Source organism: Bradyrhizobium sp. MOS001 (assembly GCF_004634465.1).
In the GTDB taxonomy this organism is placed as follows: domain Bacteria; phylum Pseudomonadota; class Alphaproteobacteria; order Rhizobiales; family Xanthobacteraceae; genus Bradyrhizobium; species Bradyrhizobium barranii.
Map to the genome: position 1 here is coordinate 132,562 of NZ_SPVJ01000011.1, position 16,638 is coordinate 149,199.

Annotated in this window: 15 protein-coding genes and 1 pseudogene; 10 read left to right on the forward strand and 6 right to left on the reverse strand. The window is 59.3% G+C overall.

Annotation, left to right across the window (positions count from 1 at the left end):
* The first annotated feature begins 1,569 nt into the window (after positions 1-1,569).
* The 6 genes and pseudogenes from CT676_RS44065 to CT676_RS17445 all read left to right on the forward strand — a co-directional run bounded on the left by CT676_RS44065 (position 1,570) and on the right by CT676_RS17445 (position 5,353).
* A complete protein-coding gene (locus CT676_RS44065) occupies positions 1,570-1,725 on the forward strand; it encodes a hypothetical protein (protein WP_167768072.1) in 156 nt (51 codons plus the stop codon).
* Between the two features lie 223 nt (positions 1,726-1,948).
* A complete protein-coding gene (locus tag CT676_RS17430; protein WP_135215019.1) occupies positions 1,949-2,878 on the forward strand; it encodes a hypothetical protein in 930 nt (309 codons plus the stop codon).
* A 13-nt stretch (positions 2,879-2,891) separates the two neighbouring features.
* A complete protein-coding gene (locus CT676_RS17435) occupies positions 2,892-3,416 on the forward strand; it encodes a hypothetical protein (RefSeq protein ID WP_135215020.1) in 525 nt (174 codons plus the stop codon).
* A 2-nt stretch (positions 3,417-3,418) separates the two neighbouring features.
* The gene (locus tag CT676_RS45240) at positions 3,419-3,895 is read left to right on the forward strand and encodes a metallophosphoesterase (protein WP_244623178.1); all 477 of its coding nucleotides are present in this window, start codon (positions 3,419-3,421) and stop codon (positions 3,893-3,895) included.
* A 13-nt stretch (positions 3,896-3,908) separates the two neighbouring features.
* Positions 3,909-4,184 carry a hypothetical protein gene (locus tag CT676_RS45245; RefSeq protein WP_244623179.1) on the forward strand — a complete coding sequence of 92 codons (276 nt, stop codon included), beginning with the start codon at positions 3,909-3,911 and terminating at the stop codon, positions 4,182-4,184.
* A gap of 217 nt (positions 4,185-4,401) precedes the next feature.
* Positions 4,402-5,353: pseudogene (locus CT676_RS17445) on the forward strand (AraC family transcriptional regulator).
* 591 nt (positions 5,354-5,944) lie between these two features.
* Here CT676_RS17445 and CT676_RS17450 read toward each other — a convergent pair.
* The 3 genes from CT676_RS17450 to rfbC all read right to left on the reverse strand — a co-directional run bounded on the left by CT676_RS17450 (position 5,945) and on the right by rfbC (position 8,515).
* Positions 5,945-6,835, reverse strand: coding sequence for a DUF6538 domain-containing protein (locus CT676_RS17450; RefSeq protein ID WP_135215021.1), 891 nt, complete (start codon positions 6,833-6,835; stop codon positions 5,945-5,947).
* Positions 6,836-6,959: 124 nt separating this feature from the next.
* Positions 6,960-7,961, reverse strand: coding sequence for a dTDP-4-dehydrorhamnose reductase (rfbD, locus tag CT676_RS17455; RefSeq protein WP_135215022.1), 1,002 nt, complete (start codon positions 7,959-7,961; stop codon positions 6,960-6,962).
* Positions 7,961-8,515, reverse strand: coding sequence for a dTDP-4-dehydrorhamnose 3,5-epimerase (gene rfbC, locus CT676_RS17460; protein WP_135215023.1), 555 nt, complete (start codon positions 8,513-8,515; stop codon positions 7,961-7,963). The genes rfbD and rfbC overlap by 1 nt, the downstream gene beginning before the upstream one ends.
* A gap of 140 nt (positions 8,516-8,655) precedes the next feature.
* Between rfbC and rfbA the strand changes: the two genes are divergently transcribed.
* From rfbA to CT676_RS17475, 3 genes are all read left to right on the forward strand, one after another.
* The gene (gene rfbA, locus CT676_RS17465) at positions 8,656-9,564 is read left to right on the forward strand and encodes a glucose-1-phosphate thymidylyltransferase RfbA (RefSeq protein ID WP_135215024.1); all 909 of its coding nucleotides are present in this window, start codon (positions 8,656-8,658) and stop codon (positions 9,562-9,564) included.
* Positions 9,551-10,642, forward strand: a complete 1,092-nt coding sequence (rfbB, locus tag CT676_RS17470) for a dTDP-glucose 4,6-dehydratase (RefSeq protein ID WP_135215025.1) — start codon at positions 9,551-9,553, stop codon at positions 10,640-10,642. The genes rfbA and rfbB overlap by 14 nt, the downstream gene beginning before the upstream one ends.
* Positions 10,643-10,723: 81 nt before the next feature.
* Positions 10,724-11,197, forward strand: a complete 474-nt coding sequence (locus CT676_RS17475; protein ID WP_225004953.1) for a VanZ family protein — start codon at positions 10,724-10,726, stop codon at positions 11,195-11,197.
* Here CT676_RS17475 and CT676_RS17480 read toward each other — a convergent pair.
* On the reverse strand, positions 11,120-11,674 hold the full coding sequence (locus CT676_RS17480) for an acyltransferase (RefSeq protein WP_135215027.1): 555 nt from the start codon (positions 11,672-11,674) through the stop codon (positions 11,120-11,122). The genes CT676_RS17475 and CT676_RS17480 overlap by 78 nt on opposite strands.
* 650 nt (positions 11,675-12,324) lie before the next feature.
* Between CT676_RS17480 and CT676_RS17485 the strand changes: the two genes are divergently transcribed.
* Positions 12,325-13,182, forward strand: a complete 858-nt coding sequence (locus tag CT676_RS17485; protein ID WP_135215028.1) for a hypothetical protein — start codon at positions 12,325-12,327, stop codon at positions 13,180-13,182.
* A gap of 200 nt (positions 13,183-13,382) precedes the next feature.
* Here CT676_RS17485 and CT676_RS17490 read toward each other — a convergent pair whose 3' ends face one another.
* Together CT676_RS17490 and CT676_RS17495 are read right to left on the reverse strand one after the other, a co-directional pair.
* Positions 13,383-14,699: an HlyD family type I secretion periplasmic adaptor subunit gene (locus CT676_RS17490; protein ID WP_135215029.1), complete on the reverse strand. Its 1,317-nt coding sequence runs from the start codon at positions 14,697-14,699 to the stop codon at positions 13,383-13,385.
* Entirely contained in the window at positions 14,684-16,621 is a 1,938-nt protein-coding gene (locus tag CT676_RS17495) for a type I secretion system permease/ATPase (protein ID WP_135215030.1), read from the reverse strand. Before CT676_RS17495 ends, CT676_RS17490 begins: the two co-directional genes overlap by 16 nt.
* Between the last annotated feature and the right edge of the window lie 17 nt (positions 16,622-16,638).

Below are 16,638 nucleotides of genomic sequence, written 5' to 3' on the forward strand. Positions count from 1 at the left end.
CTCTCTTGCGCTCTGGCAACAAGCGTGTCTGTCTTGCTTGAGCTCCTGCAAGCGTTGACACCTAACCACGAGCCAGCGTTTTTCGACCTCTCTCAGAAGGTGGTGGGTAGCATCATCGGAGTTACACTCGCCCAGGCCATTTTGATATTTTTGCCTCGGCCGCCAGCGTGAGCTGGCGGGCCAAATGTTCCGGGCGTCAGTTCAGAATGAACGAGCGATGCCTTCACCATAGTCCACTGACTATGGTCCCCACCAAGGGGGTGTTGCCGTCGCGGTAAGCCGACGCAGTCCGAAACACCGCAAGGCGGTGTTGAACAATCTGAACGCGATCAACGCGACGCGATCATCACGTAAATAGTATCGATGTACAGGCAGGCATCGATGGGCTCGCCGCAATCGCAGCCTAACCTAGCCCTGCCAAGTCAACCAAAGGCCCCGCCAAACTCTTAATGAGAGTGGGGCGTCGCTGTCTATCGGTATTTGTACGGACCGCTGATCGGCGTTGATGACATTAGACTGGCCCCGCAAGGCGGCCCTCTCTTATTGCGGACTTACCGCCGTCGTCATTTACCACCCTGAACTCCGCAGACTGACTGGCAGGAACTTGGGACGCCAAGCGTCACTTAAATGATGCTGAGCTTGTCTCTCGGCTGGCGGAGCGGCCCCGGCAGTACATCAAAGCGCCTCCCAGCCGGGCCCGTCTCCCTAAAAAGGCTGTTCCAGTGCGAATGGCGACAGGCAGCGCGGTGCGCCGGACGGGCGAATTGCTGAAAGCAATTCGACGGGCGCCCCGATAATTTAGTAAAGCAAAGTGAGGGCGCCCCAGCACCCGAGATCCAGTTACAAGTGGAGCGCAGAGGCCCGCTTCTCGTGCTTGAAATTTCCCCCTTCGGCACATCCCTTTTGGTGGACGTCGGCGGGAGGTGAGGCGGCGCACTTTTGAACTCGGCCCCCCATTACATGGCACGTTAAAAAACGTGTCTTAGACGTTTTGCAACGTGTTCTTGGGACGCGTCATGCGATGGGCCGGCCACCGGATTTCCCCAAGGACACGTTGCAAAACGTCAAAAACTCGTTGCACGACGAATGACTCCCGAAAGCTTAGCCCTCATGCAGGGTTAAGAGATTGCAACGGGCCAGATCTCTCGCCAGCGGTTCAAGATGTCTATCGATCTGGCAGTGAGCCCAGTCAGCCAATTCCACGCAACATTCGCGAAACGGGAAAGGCTCGGGCAAACCTAAGTATCCCGCCGGCCGCAGACGCTGGCGGGGTACCGTGGGCCCGGCGGATCGAAGATGTTGTCCGCAGCCGATACACCCCGCGGGCTACCGCTTCGCGCTGAACTCCTTCCGCAGATCAGGTCGAAATCGCCAGCCGGCTCAATCGAGATGTCCGTACAATAGCTCGTTAACCATCCTGACTGGAGAAATTTTCGGCCAACCGTAGACACGACGCGGATCGGACCATACCTCGGTTGCCTCGCAAAGCTGCGAGACAAAGCGGCCGCCGCCAAGTAGTGCAAATACGAAGCGACGGCCTGACCACCACCGACTAATAGGGAGTCGATAATGGCTAAGTCTGCTTATATCTCCGATTCGCTGCCCCCGCCCCTCCTGTTGCTCAAGGCCAGCGCGCCCGTCGCCGAGGCGCTGCACTCGCTTGCGGTGGAGCTTTGCTTCGCCGCCGTCGCAGTGGCTGTGTCCAGCGGCCCGCACAACGCCTAGGCTTCGATCGCGAGGTTCGATGCATTGCGTCGTTGTTGCGGCGCAGTACACGATCGCGACGACGCTTTGCCCTCCGATCTGATCCGCCTTCGCGACGGATGAGACCGGTCCTGACTGCCGCGTTTGGATTTTCCGGAACCGGCAGCTCGGCGAACCGACGCGATCATTGGCCTCGCGATCTCTCAAATACTTAGAGGGATCCAATATGTCGTCCATTTTCCAATTGCCGGCGCTTGCGGCTTGCACATCCAAGATCTATCGCCCCGAGGGCGATACCACCGGCTTGCGCCGCATTTACAATGATGCCAGCCGCGTCGCGGTGTGGGCTTGCCCGATGCCGCAGGTGTCCCGCATCGCGCTCGACCGTGCCGTTGGCGCCGCCGGATATCTTCTGGCCAACCACAACACGGTTTACGTGGGTGAGACCAAGAACGGGTTCTCGCGAGTTATCGACCACCTCGACGATCCGACCAAGAACTTTGCTCGCGAGGTCTACGTGATCGTCGGCTACCCCGATCCGTGGCTGGACAAGCTGCCGGTCCTTTACCTTCAGTATCGCCTCTGGGAAATCGCGCAGTCGATGAACTATGTGGTCGTCACCAATTTGCGCGACCCGCAGATCCCGGCGGTGCCGGAGGAAAAGCGCGCCGAGTTGGAGCGCATTGTCATGGACGCCCGCGTCTTCCTGTTCGACGCCGGCTGCCGTGCGCTCGATTCGAACTTCGACAACCAGCACTCGGCGATGCTTGCTCCCGAGGTCGAGGTTGATCCGATCGGCCCCGAGGATGGCGACCCCATGCAGATCGATGTCCGCGTCGATCCCGCAAACAGTAGCGAGCGCGAACTGCTCTATACAGGGATCTATGCCCGCGGTTATCCGCATTCTGAGCGCGGTTTCATCGTGACCGCAGGGTCCGAAGTTCGCAACGTCGTCAATCCGAGCGCGCACAAGATCATTACCGATCGTCGTAAGGAATTGCGAAACAAGAAGGTGCTGGTCGATATCGATGGTGTTGGCGATCGATCTCGCCTGATCGCAAACGTCTGGTTCCCGTCGGCAGCCATTGCCGCCAAGGTGGTGACCGGCGCGCACATCGGCGTCCGCGTGTGGCAGCCGGTACGCCACCCCCACACCATCCTGATCGACGCTTAGGAGGGTAAGGCATATGTCCTCTAAGTACTCGCAGGAATTCGAACAGCTGCTCAGTGCACAAAGCGGTGAGGCCGGCCGAGCCCCTGAAGCGCCTGAGACCTACAGCCCTGAAGATGCGCACCCGCTGGTGTGGTGGCGGCTATTGCCCCCGCATCAGCTGGACGGCGCGGAGCATCTCCAAGTTTCCGCCGCGCTCGACGGGCTTGCCGTCATGGGAGGCGGCACGGAAGCCGCTGCTGCGTTGGCGGGCGATGCCACCGCTGCCGTCGGAATGGCGCTTTCGCTGATACCGCTGCGCGTCGTGACGCTGCAGATCGACATCGTCATGTCGGCTCTTCTGTCTTGCGCGCTTGCGGGCGATCCCGCCTCGGTACTGGTTCTGTCGCACGTTCTTGGCCGCTGCCAGTGGGGTGATCCTTCCGCCGAGGAACTGGGCCTTGCCTGGCTCGACCGGCACAAAGCTTGCCCGATGAGCAGCGAACAGTTTGCCGCAAGCGAAGCGGCTCTTGCCGCTGCATTCTGCGAAGGCGAGGAGTAATCATGCGGATCCAGATTTTCTCCGATCTGCATGCTGATGTCCTCCCTATCAAGCATATCGTTCTTGCGGAGGGCATCGATGTCGTCGTGGTTGCCGGCGACACCTGCGAAGGCGCACGACGCGCCTTCGAACGGCTGCGCCAGATCGTGCCATTGGCCATCCCGATTGTTATGGTCATGGGAAATCACGAATATTATCGCCGCTTTCTTCCGCCCGAGCTGGAGGAAGCGCGTGCGCTGGCGCCTTCGTTTAACGTTCATCTCCTTGAAGATGCCGAGGTCACACTTGGGGGCACCCGCTTCGTGGGCGCAACCTTGTGGACGGACTATCGCCTTTTTGGCGACACAGGTCCCGGTCATGCAGACTTGCGCGGCCGCCATGAACGATCACCGCTTCATCGGTTGGCTGAAGAAGCCGTGGCTCCGTTTCCGGCCGCAGGAGGCGGAGCTGCTGCATCAACGCTCGCGTTCGTTTATTGAAGAGGCCCTGGCCGTGCCGTTCACTGGGCCGACTATCGTAGTAACGCACCACGCGGTGCATCGAAATTCAGTGGTTCCGATTTATCGCGATGACTGGGTGACGGCCGCCTTTGTCTCCGATTTGTCGGAGCTGATCGAAGCCTATCAGCCGGCCCTCTGGGTTCACGGCCATGTCCACAACTCGTTCGATTATCGAGTCGGACAGACACGCATCATCGCCAATCCGCATGGCTACGGCAAAGAGAACCCGGCTTTCGATTGCACCTTGGTTGTCGAGATCGAGGCATGACAAGAAAAGACGGTCGCCCCCGAGACAACGGGAATGAACGTTGACAATCTGTCCCCAATTCATCGTGGTCTGCAACAAAGCGGTGAAGCCCACCGTTGCGCTCTCTCCTGCAGGCACTCTTCTTGATGTCGGATCAAAATCCCGGTCGTGGCCAGTCCGATGCCCCGCGATGCCTCCCAAGCATTGTATGCGATCATCCGCGTGTGTACCTCCGCGCATGGACATCCTCGCCCAAGTACTTGATCGCGTTCGCCTCGGCGGGACACTGCTATTTCATTTCGAGCTTGGCCATCCCTGGCATCTTGAGTTGCCTGCGGGCCCCTATGCCCTATTTCACTATCTCAGTCGGGGCTCAGCAACCCTAGCGCTCGGCAAAGGCCGAGAGATCAAGATGACCGAGGGCGATTTTGTCGTCATCACACGTGAAGAGCCCCATGTGTTCTATTCAGATCGCCGGGCCAAGCCTTTGCGGATTATTGATATTGATCGAGCTTCATCGCGATTCGGTGTCATTCGTCACGGCAGTCGTGCGAAGCCGTCCTCGACCATGATCTGCGGCAGTTTCACCGTGTCGCGGCCAATATCGGGAGTGTGCTGGAGCTGCTTCCGCGCGTGCTCTTGCTGAAGCCGAGGGCGGACAGTGGCTGGCTCGAAGCAATCCTGCGCCGCATGGTCAGCGAGTCCGCGCTTGAGCGGCCTGGCCAACGCGTTGCGCTTTCGCGACTAACGGAAGTGCTCTTTGTCGAAGTACTCCGACACTGGATCGCAGTCCCGGGCAAGGCGGCTGGATCGGGGCCATATCCGACCCGCACATCGGGCCGGTACTCAAACTCACCCATGAGAGCCCGGAGGGGCCTTGGACCTTGAACGACCTCGGCCGCCGCGCGGGGCTTGGCCGCTCGGCATTTTCGGAACGCTTTACTAGGCTCGTCGGCCAATCCGTGCACCAGTACGTCATCGAACGCCGGATGGCGGAAGCCGCATTTCTGCTGGAGACGAATGACGAGCCCATCGCGCGGATTGCAAGCCGGGTCGGTTACGAGACGTCTGCGGCCTTCTCGAAGCTATTCTATCGACAGCACGACTTATCACGCGGCCGATACCGGGCAACACGACGCGCTAATAGTGGCAGCCTGCAAGACACTCAAGAAGCAGAAGTCGCCAATTGAGGTAGCATTTGACTTAATCGCACGCCCAACCGTGTGCGCCTGCAAACTGTGACGGCCAGGACACCACGGACGCAATGGGAAGTATTGAACCAGCGATGTCCAGCAGAAGAGACCCTGGACGACGATGCGACGGTCTCGCTGGTCGGTCCCGACCTTTGGTCGGCTACTCCAAGTTGGACTACGCAACAGCGTCGTAGATTCGAACTCGTAGAGCCTAAGCGGCGTTTCAGCTCTAATGCCCCGGCTCAGCACTTTCCTTCGTGCAGAGTTCGGTCTTATCAGGTTGCCGATCTCCAACGCGAAACCGGATTTAGGCAGCTCAATCGCTCGACCAAGCATTCAACTATCCTTGGAAGTGCTTGCTGCTTTGATCGCGGTGAGTCCAACTATGGCAACAAGTCTGTAACGACGAAACCATGGATGATCTCAGGCCGGTCAAGATCGAGCGGCGGAACCCCCGCTGATGATGAGCGCAAAGGAGGATCGCGTGCGTCGGAATGACTTATCGGCGCCGATTCCCCGAGCGTTTGATGGCAATTCGAGAGCCAGAGCGCGCGCCTGCGATGGAAGCGTATATGAAATCCGACTGCCCTACTTGGATGTGAGATATGCCCCGTTGCGGTTAGCGTTGGCGCCGATCTTCGCCGGCTTGCAGTACGCTAACCCCAACGATTGGCGGGCGGACGTGCTGACGCTCTGGCGTGCGGCCGATGCGCTCGCTAGCAAGGTCTCCTTTTTCGGTGGATCGCGGGGCGGACCGTTGTCGTGCATCACTCCCATAGCCGGGCGCGGCGACGGTGGATCGTTTTGCGCAAGGATCATCCGGTCGAGGCAGGCATCCTCGACCCGATTGCCGCCATAGCGGCGGTCGATGCTGGCGAGAGCGAGCTTCAAACCGCGGTAGTAGATGCCCTGGGCAATGCCGAGGTTCATGGCCGTCGGTACCGCCTCAACGTCTTCGACTAGTCGACGCAGCACATGCGGCTTAGTCGGGACCAGCTTGTTATTCCGCAGCAAACAGAGGTGCTGCCATACATCGTTGATATCAGAGGCGCTGAACCCGTCTGCGACCATCTGATCGTAATCCTCACGCCGTAGGCAGGCACCCGGGCCTTGCGCATCCAGGAGGGCGTAGGTCCAGAAGGCCTTCTTGTCATCCAGGCGCACCTGTCGGATGTCGAAATCGGGGGCGCATTTGGCCGCAGTGGCAACGCGCTCCAGCTTGCCCAAATGGTTGGTCACCACGGCACGCAGCATTGTCTCAATTTGAGACGAAGACAGATCGAGAGTGTCGCGTTCAGCGAGCATCGCTGCATCTTCCAGGATCAGGTCGAGTTGAACGGCCAGGCGCCGCGCCGTCGCGCGGCTGGTCGTCTTCAAGCTCAGAAAAAGATGCGGACAAGAAAAGAAACTGGCAAGCGGCCGCCGTGGACGGCGGCGCCAGTAATACACAGCATTCCTCCGGAAAATATGCGCAGCCATGGGATCACGACACCTGTGCAGCAGTGATGTGTCGCAGAGCTGTGCAGCAGCTCCCCAGCCAGGCCGGTTTGGTGAGGAATTTCAGGGGAAGCGGAGCATCTGGCTGGGGCGGGAGGGGGCGCACTTATTCCCGCGTGCATCGGGCCCCGTTAAGCGGCAACGTCGTGGCGGTAAATCCGCGGGAGCGCCACCTGATCGCTGCAGGAATCTCCGCCGAGGTGGCGATAGCTGCCTCAAAGCCCGCGAATTCGTCGAGCTCAACGGCCAAGGCGTCCTCCCAGCGGGGCATTGCGATCCGGAAGTCGTGACGCAAGCGGCTGAGATCGAGACGCGAGTTGGCGGGGCGAACTGCACGCGTCCGAAAGTCCGAGGTTGCGATCGGAATGATCGCTTCGACTGGGAGCACCACCCCGCGCGCTCTCAACCCTTCGACGATCGCAACGGCGAATTCATGCCAGCTTGCCTGACCGCTGCAAGCCACGTTCACGACGCCCCGCTTTTCGGCAAACAGCCGCTCGAGATTGCCGGGGTGCTCTCGTAAGATCGTCATCACGGCAGCAGCGATGGATCTCGCGCTGGTCGGCGCGCCCACCTGATCTGCGACGATCCTCAGCTCCTTGCGCTCACTCGCAAGCCTTGAAATCGTTCTCAGGAAATTGGTGCCATGTGCCGCATAGACCCAGGAGGTGCGGAAGATCAGATGACGCGCGCCGGATGCCTGGACCGCGACGTCGCCAGCGAGCTTGCTCTCACCATAGACTGAAAGGGGACCGGTCGGATCCTGCTCGGCGCGCGCGTGGCTGCCGCTACCGTTGAACACATAATCGGTCGAGAAATGTACGATCGGAACGCCGTGCGCTAATGCCCAGTTTGCGATCGCCTCGGGGCTTCTGGCGTTGACGAGACCGGCAAGCTCGCGCTCATCTTCCGCACGGTCGACCGCGGTATATGCAGCGGGATTGACGATCAGATCGGGCGAAATCTCATCAAGCCCACGCTCAAGCGTGGTCGGCCTGGCAAGATCAAATAGGGCGCGTGGTGGCGCAACGACGGTTCCGAGCTCTCCGAGCAGCGGCAGAAGCGCGCCCCCGACCTGCCCTGTACTGCCTGTCAGCAAGATCCGCATCATACCTCGCCAAAGATCGGCAGATCCACGATCTCCGACAGCATTGGCGCCTCCGCATCCTTGGCCGAGAGCCTCGGATTCTCCAGGCCCCATCGAATCGCGATCGCACGATCGTCCCACCGAATAGAGCGCTCGTCTCTCGGGCTGTAATACTCATCGCATTTGTAGAAGAACTCCGCCACCTCAGAGAGAACGATGAAACCATGAGCGAAGCCGCGGGGAATCCAAAGCTGGCGACGGTTTTCCTCGGTCAGTTCAACGGCGACATGTCGCCCGAAATGAGGGCTGCCGACCCGCACGTCCACAGCCACGTCGAGCACCCTTCCCCGCAATGCAGTAACCAACTTGCCTTGCGAATTGGGATATTGCAGGTGCAACCCGCGCAGCACGCCACGGGTTGACCGAGACAAATTGTCCTGCACGAAGGGGCGATTCAGGCCGGCTGCCGCATAGCGTTGAAACTGATAAGTCTCTAAAAAAAATCCACGCGCGTCCCCATACACATCCGGCTCAAAAATTAATACGTCCGGAATGTCCGAGGCGATAATTTTCATCTTTATACCCGCGCCGACTAGGCGATTGAATTTATTATATTAAATTAACTATGGACATACAGCCATATTAAATAGATAATCGGAAAACTATTGAGGATCAAACTTATATTTCCACAAAACCAAGTATTTTGCGAGGGGCGATGAAAGGCATTATTCTCGCTGGCGGTACCGGTTCACGCCTTTATCCAGTTACCACGGTCGTATCGAAACAGCTCCTGCCCGTTTTCGACAAGCCAATGATCTACTATCCGCTGTCAACCCTGATGCTAGCGGGCATTAGAGACATCCTCATCATCTCGACACCGCAAGACAGTCCCCTGTTTCAGCGCTTGCTAGGCACCGGCTCGGAGATCGGCCTCCGCTTCGAATACGCCACACAAGAGACACCGCGCGGGCTCGCAGATGCTTTCATCGTCGGACGCGACTTCGTAGGCTCGGATTCGGTTGCCTTGATCTTGGGTGACAACATCTTCTACGGACACGGCCTCCCTAACGCACTTTCCACTGCTTCCGTTCGTGCGAAGGGCGCGACGATATTCGGCTATGTAGTCAATGAGCCGCAGGCTTATGGCGTGGTGGAGCTCGACCGGTCGGGCCATGCCTTGTCGATCGAAGAGAAGCCGAAACATCCGAAGTCCAACGTTGCGGTAACCGGTCTTTATTTCTACGACAACGATGTGCTTGATATCGCTGCGAATGTTAAACCTTCGGCGCGCGGCGAGATCGAGATTACCGATGTCAACAGAGCCTACCTCGAGCGGGGCGACCTTTTCGTCGAGGTCCTCGGCCGTGGCTTCGCATGGCTCGATACCGGCACTCACGCTTCGCTGGTCGAGGCCAGCCATTTCGTTCAGATCCTGGAGCAGCGCCAAGGCCTTCACATCGCCTGCCCCGAAGAGATCGCGCTTCGCCAAGGTTACATTTCGTTGCAGCAATTCGAAAGGGCCGCCGAGAAGAGCAACAAGAGCAGCTACGGAGAATATCTGAAATCGGTCGCGAGGGACTACGCACGCAGCTCCATTGTCGAGACGATGCATGCGGCTGAATAATCCCACGATTTTTGTCACTGGCGGAGCTGGCTTCATCGGGTCCGCTGTCATACGACATCTCCTGCGCGATACGCAGGCTCGCGTCGTCAATATCGACAAGCTTACTTACGCCGCCAATCTCGACTCGCTGACCCCGGCTTGCGGCCACCCTCGCTACGCCTTCGTACAGCAATGTATCTGCGATGGCGCTGGCTTGCGGACGTTGTTCGACAAGTATCAGCCCGACGCGGTGATGAACCTGGCCGCCGAAAGCCATGTCGACCGCTCGATCGACGGCCCCAACGAATTTGTCCAGACCAACGTCGTCGGTACCTTCACGCTGCTGCAGGAGACGCTGCGTTACTGGCGAGCGATCGCGCCCCGGAAGCGCGAAAATTTTCGCTTCCTACACATCTCCACCGATGAAGTATTTGGCTCGCTGGGTGACGAGGGCCTTTTCACCGAGACCACCGCCTATGCACCGAGTTCACCCTATTCGGCGACCAAGGCTTCATCCGACCATCTCGTCCGGGCATGGCACGAAACGTACGATCTGCCTACGGTCGTAACGAACTGTTCGAACAATTACGGCCCTTATCATTTCCCGGAAAAGCTGATCCCCCACATCATTATCAAAGGTCTCGCGGGAGAGCCTTTGCCGATCTATGGCGACGGCAGCAACATTCGAGATTGGCTCTACGTGGAAGACCACGCAAGGGCTCTCTCGCTGGTGCTGGAACGCGGCAAGGTCGGCGGCACCTACAATATAGGTGGCCGGAATGAGCGAACCAACCTTCGTGTCGTCGAGTCCATCTGCGACCTGTTAGACCAGCTGGTCCCCAAAGAACATCCGTACCGGCGCTTGATCTCCTTCGTGGAAGACCGCCCCGGCCACGACCATCGCTACGCAATTGATGCTTCGAAGCTTGAACTCGAGCTCGGTTGGCGCCCGCAAGAGACCTTTGAAAGCGGGATCGAAAAGACCGTACGATGGTATGTGGACGAAAAACGATGGTGGCGAGCGATACTAGAAAAGGGCTATGAGGCCAGAAGGGTTGGGCTGAGCAGCGGGCTTACCCGGCCAAGCCCCGTTCAATAAAGCAAAGGCGCGAAGCACTGGATCGCCCGCCTTTCACCGAACGCAATCGCCGAGCTCCCGCATATGTCAGGACCAGCCGCTATGGCTCAGAGAATTGCCGCTGTGGCCGCTTGGACATTCTTGTGCTTCCTCGTCTATGCCACCATTTCGCCGCTCGGCGCACGTCCAACTCTTCGCTATCCAACCAGCCTCGAGCATGTCGCCGCGTTTATTCCGATTGGGCTCTTGTTCTGCTTCGCCTATCCGCGCCATACCACGCTCGTGCTTTGTCTCGTGATCGGAAGCGCTGCACTACTCGAGCTCATGCAGCTTGCCACGCCCGATCGCCATGCGCGACTGGCCGACGCGGTGGAGAAGATGGCGGGCGGCTGTCTAGGTCTGGGAGCGGGCCACGCGATACTCAGTTTGGGGAAAACGCTTCGCAGCCAGCAGCAATACTCGGCGAAAAACCGTTGCGAAACGCTGCCCCAGAGTTCCTCACCTGAAATCCGCTCGAATACGCGCCGGACATCCGAATACTTTCGCACCAGCCGGAACGTCGCGGTTGACGAATGAATTAGCGCCTATCACGGCTTTGTCGCCAATCGTGATGCCCATCTGAAGGACCGCATTGGGTCCGATGTAGACGCCATTTCCGATCCTGGTCGGAGCGTAGTCAATGGGCTTTTCGCCAAGCGAGGTGGAGCGGCCGACCGTGTGGTGCGAGTAGATCTGGGCGCCGGCGGATAGTGAGCACCAGTCGCCGATGTCGAGGCCGCCGGAGCCATCCAGAATACAGCCTGGTCCTATCCACGTGTTGCGGCCGACCCGGACATCTCCCAGCACCAGCACGCCATCATACATGGTGGTGCCCTCGCCGAAGCCGTAGGCAGCCGCATTGTCGCCGCGCTCGGTCAGGAGGTCTCCGATCGAGACCCTCCGGCCAAACTGCGCCTTTTTACGGATCGCGAGAGCCTGCATAAATGGCCTTATGAGCCCCAGCCACTTGTCAACCATCTCATCGGGCATTCCCGACTGCGACTTTTGCGTCATCCAAAGGTACTCTCTTGGGCCATTCTCACGCGCATCTCACGAAGCGACGCATTAAAACGTCTTTTTCTGGCCGCGCCGAACCATCCGCGGGCTGTCAGCTCACGGTGTAGCTCAATAAGATTTTACGGTCGTCACGAATTAAATCAAACATTTTACTCGATACCGCGCCGCCCCCAAGGCTTGCCTGAAGAGCGCGGCCAAGACCAAGCTCGCGCAACCTCCCCGACATGCACCAGAATTCCTCTCAGGGGAGGCCACGCTGGAATTGCCGGAGGTGTCGCGCCCGACACAGAAGGCAATGGAGCAGCCCGCGGTCAATTAATAATATTCTATAGGACTAAATATTAAATGGATTTACAAAATTTAAATCACGAAATAGTGTTTGACTTCGTAGCGATGCGCGGCCCAGTTGTTTCGATCAATAATTGCGAGGTCGTGAAAATTGATTGCATAAACCGCGTCTGGGACTGCTCCTCTGAATGATCGGAAGCTGAATCTCGAGAAATCAGACCGTGGAATGCTACGCGGCGCGGCACCTATCGTGTTGATTTATTCGCGCCGGTCGAAGTGAAGCGAGAAGAAAGAGATCCAACAAAGAGATCCCAAAAGGACATCCAATCTAAATAACACAGTGTTTCGTGGAGCTCGAAATGAACATCCAGTCCATTGCAACCAAGATTGCCCGAGGAGACGTCGCATACGCGCTTGGAAGGTTTAGGACAGTCCGATCCGCCTACAGCTCCGTGCGCCATCTGGCTGCGAGTCTTGGAAGCCCGACTGTCCCTGATGCCGAGAAACATGCGACGCTCTTCCCTGGCACCGACATCCCTCGCGTCGTGCAAACCATTCGTGAGGAAGCCGTCTTTATCGGCTTGCAACTCCCGGCAGACACCGTCGCCGAGATCGAGGCGTTTGCCCGATCTGAACCGCTTCACGCCATCTTCGATCCGACAGGACCTGAATTCAAATACGCCGACGTGGTTCGAGGCAAATGTATCGACGGAAGGGACATCCCGGTCGGAGGCATCCGCGAGCCCTCGCGATGTCCTGCCGTGCAGGCTGTCATCAATGATCCGGTGCTACGCGCTGTTGTGCGTGGCTATCTGGGGCACGAGCCACGTCGAGTGATGACCATCCTCGATTGGAGCTTCGCGTCGGACTTTACCGACGAGGCGCGCCGACGGATGAAACACGGCGTCATCGACTATCATTATGACGTCATGGGATTCAATTTCGTGTACGCCAGCTTCTACATCACTGACACCGACCGCAATTCCGGCGCGCATGTCATGATGAAGCGGTCGCACAAGCACAAGCCGCTTCGCATGCTGCTCGGCTCGGTCAAAGCGAGCGAGGCAGACGTAAGGCGGCAGTATGGAATTGAGAACGAAGTTGTCATTGAAGGCCAAGCAGGCCTCGGCTTCGTTCAGGATACCTCATGCTATCACCGCGCATCACCGCCCACCCAAGGCGATAGGTTGATGCTCGCTGTTCGATTCATCAACTGAAGCGGGCGGTTACGCACGCCGCCCCGCCACGACGCGCATGGCATAGACCAAGCGCCGCCGCTGTTGCGAATAGGGGTCCCGAGCGCCGGTTCTGGACGGGGATCTCGGCACTCGCTTGGCCCGTCATCGGGTATATTGCAACAGGCGCAGCTCACCTGCGTCGGTTTGGAGGGCGGTCAAGACACTCACGTTCGTCAATCTCACTGCTCCTTGAACGCGCGCCCGGCCTGATCACGTAATGGCTTGATCAGGTAGGACAACGCAGTTCGCGAGGGCGTCTTGATGAAGACATCGACCGGCATGCCCGGCACCAGCTTGGCAGATCCGAGCCTCGCCAGCTCCTCCGCCTTGAGCAGAATCCGCGCCGTGTAATAGCTCGCTCCGGTGCGCTGTTCCTGCGTCAGGTCCGCCGACACCATGCTCACCTCTCCGTCGACCCCAGGCGTCGTCTTCTGGTTGAACGCCGCGAATTGCATCGACGCGCTTTGGCCGACATAGACATGATCGATGTCTCGGGGCGCGATCTTGACTTCAACCGCGAGGGCATCCGAATCCGGCACGATGAGCATGATCTGCTCGCCAGGAGCAATCACTCCTCCCACGGTGTGGACGGAAAGCTGATGAACGCGGCCGGACTGCGGCGCGCGGATATCGATTCGATTGAGCTGATCCACCGCCGCGGTCTTGCGCTCGGTGAGCTCGGAAAGCTTGGAGCGCGTTTCGATGAGATCCTTGCCGACCTCGGTGCGCAGGTCCTGATCGATCTGGATGATCTGAAGCTCGATCTCAGCTATCTTTCCCTTTGACTGGGCCATCATGCCGCTCAACTGGCTCCGCTCACCTTCCAGCCGAGCGGTGTCGCGCTCGAGCGCGGTCAAGCGTGTAATCGGCACGAGGTTCTTTTGGAAGAGCGTCCGGACGCCCTCGAGCTCCTGGCGGATGAACTCGACCTCTTTCTGCTTGGCCTCCGCTTGCCCGACATAACCCTTGATTTCATCCTGAAGCTGGGCCTTACGCTCCTTGAGCTGCGACTTCTGGCCGTTCCGGGATTGCCGGCGCAGATCGAACAATGTGCGCTCCGCCGCGATCGCACGCCCCGCCTCCAGATTGGTGTCTCTCGCTCGTTCGAGCAGGGTCGCTGGAAACAGAATCTGTTCGGCGCCGTCGCGCTCGGTTTCGAGGCGCGCCTGACGCGCGAGCAATTCGTCGAAACTCTTGGTGACGATCGTTGCGTTCGCAAGCGTTTGCGTCTCGTCCAACCGGATCAAGATGTCGCCTGCCTTCACCCGGTCACCGTCGCGGACACGCAGTTCGCCGACAATGCCGCCGGTGGCGTGCTGAACCTTCTTCACGCTCGAGTCCACCACGACGACGCCTTGTCCGATCACGGCGCCCGACAATTGGGACGTCGCGGCCCAGCCGCCGATACCAAAAGTAACGAAGCCGACCATGACCATGCCGACGATGATGTAGCGCTGGATAGACCGCAGCGCCGGCGTTGCTACTTCGCGATCCATCGTCCGCCTCCCTGTCCGTCTGCCACCACCCTGAGCGGAGCTGCCGGTCGCAGCACCTTTTTGAGGACCTCCTCTTTCGGCCCAAAGGACTGAACTCTTCCCTCTCCGATCACCAGGACATGGTCCACCCCTTCGAGGGCCTTTGGCCGGTGCGCAATTACGGCAACGATGCCGCCACGACTGCGAACGCTCGTGATCGCTGCCGTGAGCGCCTCTTCACCTTCGGAGTCGACGTTCGATGTTGGCTCATCGAGCACGACCAGGAAAGGATTGCCATAGAGCGCCCGGGCGAGCCCGATGCGTTGCCGCTGGCCGGCTGACAGGGCCATTCCGCCCTCGCCGATCCTGGTGGCATAGCCGTCCGGGAGCGCGAGTATGAGATCATGCGCGCCGGCCGCAAATGCAGCTTCCAGCACCGCCTGGGATGTTGCGTGGACATCGAAGCGCGCGATATTGACGGCAATGCTGCCGTCGAACAGTTCGACGTCCTGCGGCAAATAGCCGATGTGCTTGCCCAGCGCATCGCTCGACCATTGTTCCAGCGTCGCGTTGTCGAGCTTGACCTTGCCACGCAGCCGCGGCCAGACGCCGACCAACGCACGAACCAGCGTCGACTTGCCTGATCCGCTGGGTCCGATAATCCCGACGGCCTCGCCGCCCTTCAATTGAAACGAGATGTCCGAGAGGATCACCTTCTCCGAGTCGGGGGCCGCGACATAGAGCTGCTCCACCACGAGCGCCTCTTTGGGCGCGGGGAGTCCGAGGTGCTCAACCTCTTCGGGCAGGAGCTTCAGCAACCGATCGAGCCGATGTGCCGACTGTCGGGCTCCAATGAAGCCCTTCCAGTTCGCAATGGCCACCTCCACTGGGGCGAGCGCCCTTGCCGACAGGATCGAGCCCGCAATGATGATGCCGGCGGTCGCTTCCTGATTGATGACGAGGACCGCTCCGACCGCAAGCACAAGTGACTGCAGAAACGAGCGAAAGAACTTCGAAAGCCCACCCAGCCCGCTTGCAACATCGCTCGCCTGCTCATGCGCCGAGAGATACTTTCCGTTGACATCCCGCCAACGCAACGCCGCCTGCCGCCTCATTCCCATCGCATGCAGCACTTCGGCGTTTCGTCGCCCTTCCGCCGCGAGTGCGCTACGCGTCACGCCGAGACGCGAGACGGCCTTTGCCGGGCCGCGCGTTCGCGTTTCAGTCAGGATTGTCATACCGACCAGCACCAGCGCGCCGACTAGCGCAGTCACGCCGATCCAAAAATGGAACAGGAAGCAAATACCAAGATAGATCGGCATCCAGGGCAAATCGAACAGCGCAGTCGGCCCGCCCCCGGACAAGAAGCTGCGAACCTGGTCAAGATCCCGCAATGGCTGCTGGCCGTCACCATCGCCGCGCGTCTTGAGCGGCAGGCGCACGACTGCGTCGAACACACGAAGCCCGAGCCTCTCATCGAAGTAACGCCCGATCCGAACACTGATCCGGCTTCTGACAAGATCGAGACCGCTCTGGAAGAGATAAAGCATCATCGCCAGCACCAACAACGCGACGAGCGTCGGAATGCTGCGACCGGGCAGCACCCGGTCATAGACCTGAAGCATGAAGAACGAGCCGGTGAGCATCAAGAGATTGCTCAGGCCGCTGAAGACGGCAAGGCTCCAGAATATCCGACGGCACGAAGTCAAGAATGCCGAAATCTCGGATTGCGGCTCATCGTCGAGATCCGCAGAGCCGGGGGAGCGGGCAAAGAGCCGCGCTCGTACAAACTCAACCGAGCCCTGCCCCAACGCGCGCGACGATGATCGCGCCCGCTCTGCCAAAAGCCCGAGGGCGGCGATAAATATCGCCCATCTCGATACCTGTATCTCATCAATATTCAGCGGCGGGGGCGCATCCCCCCGCCGTGCAAGATCGCTCATGGAACACGTCCCCTGAC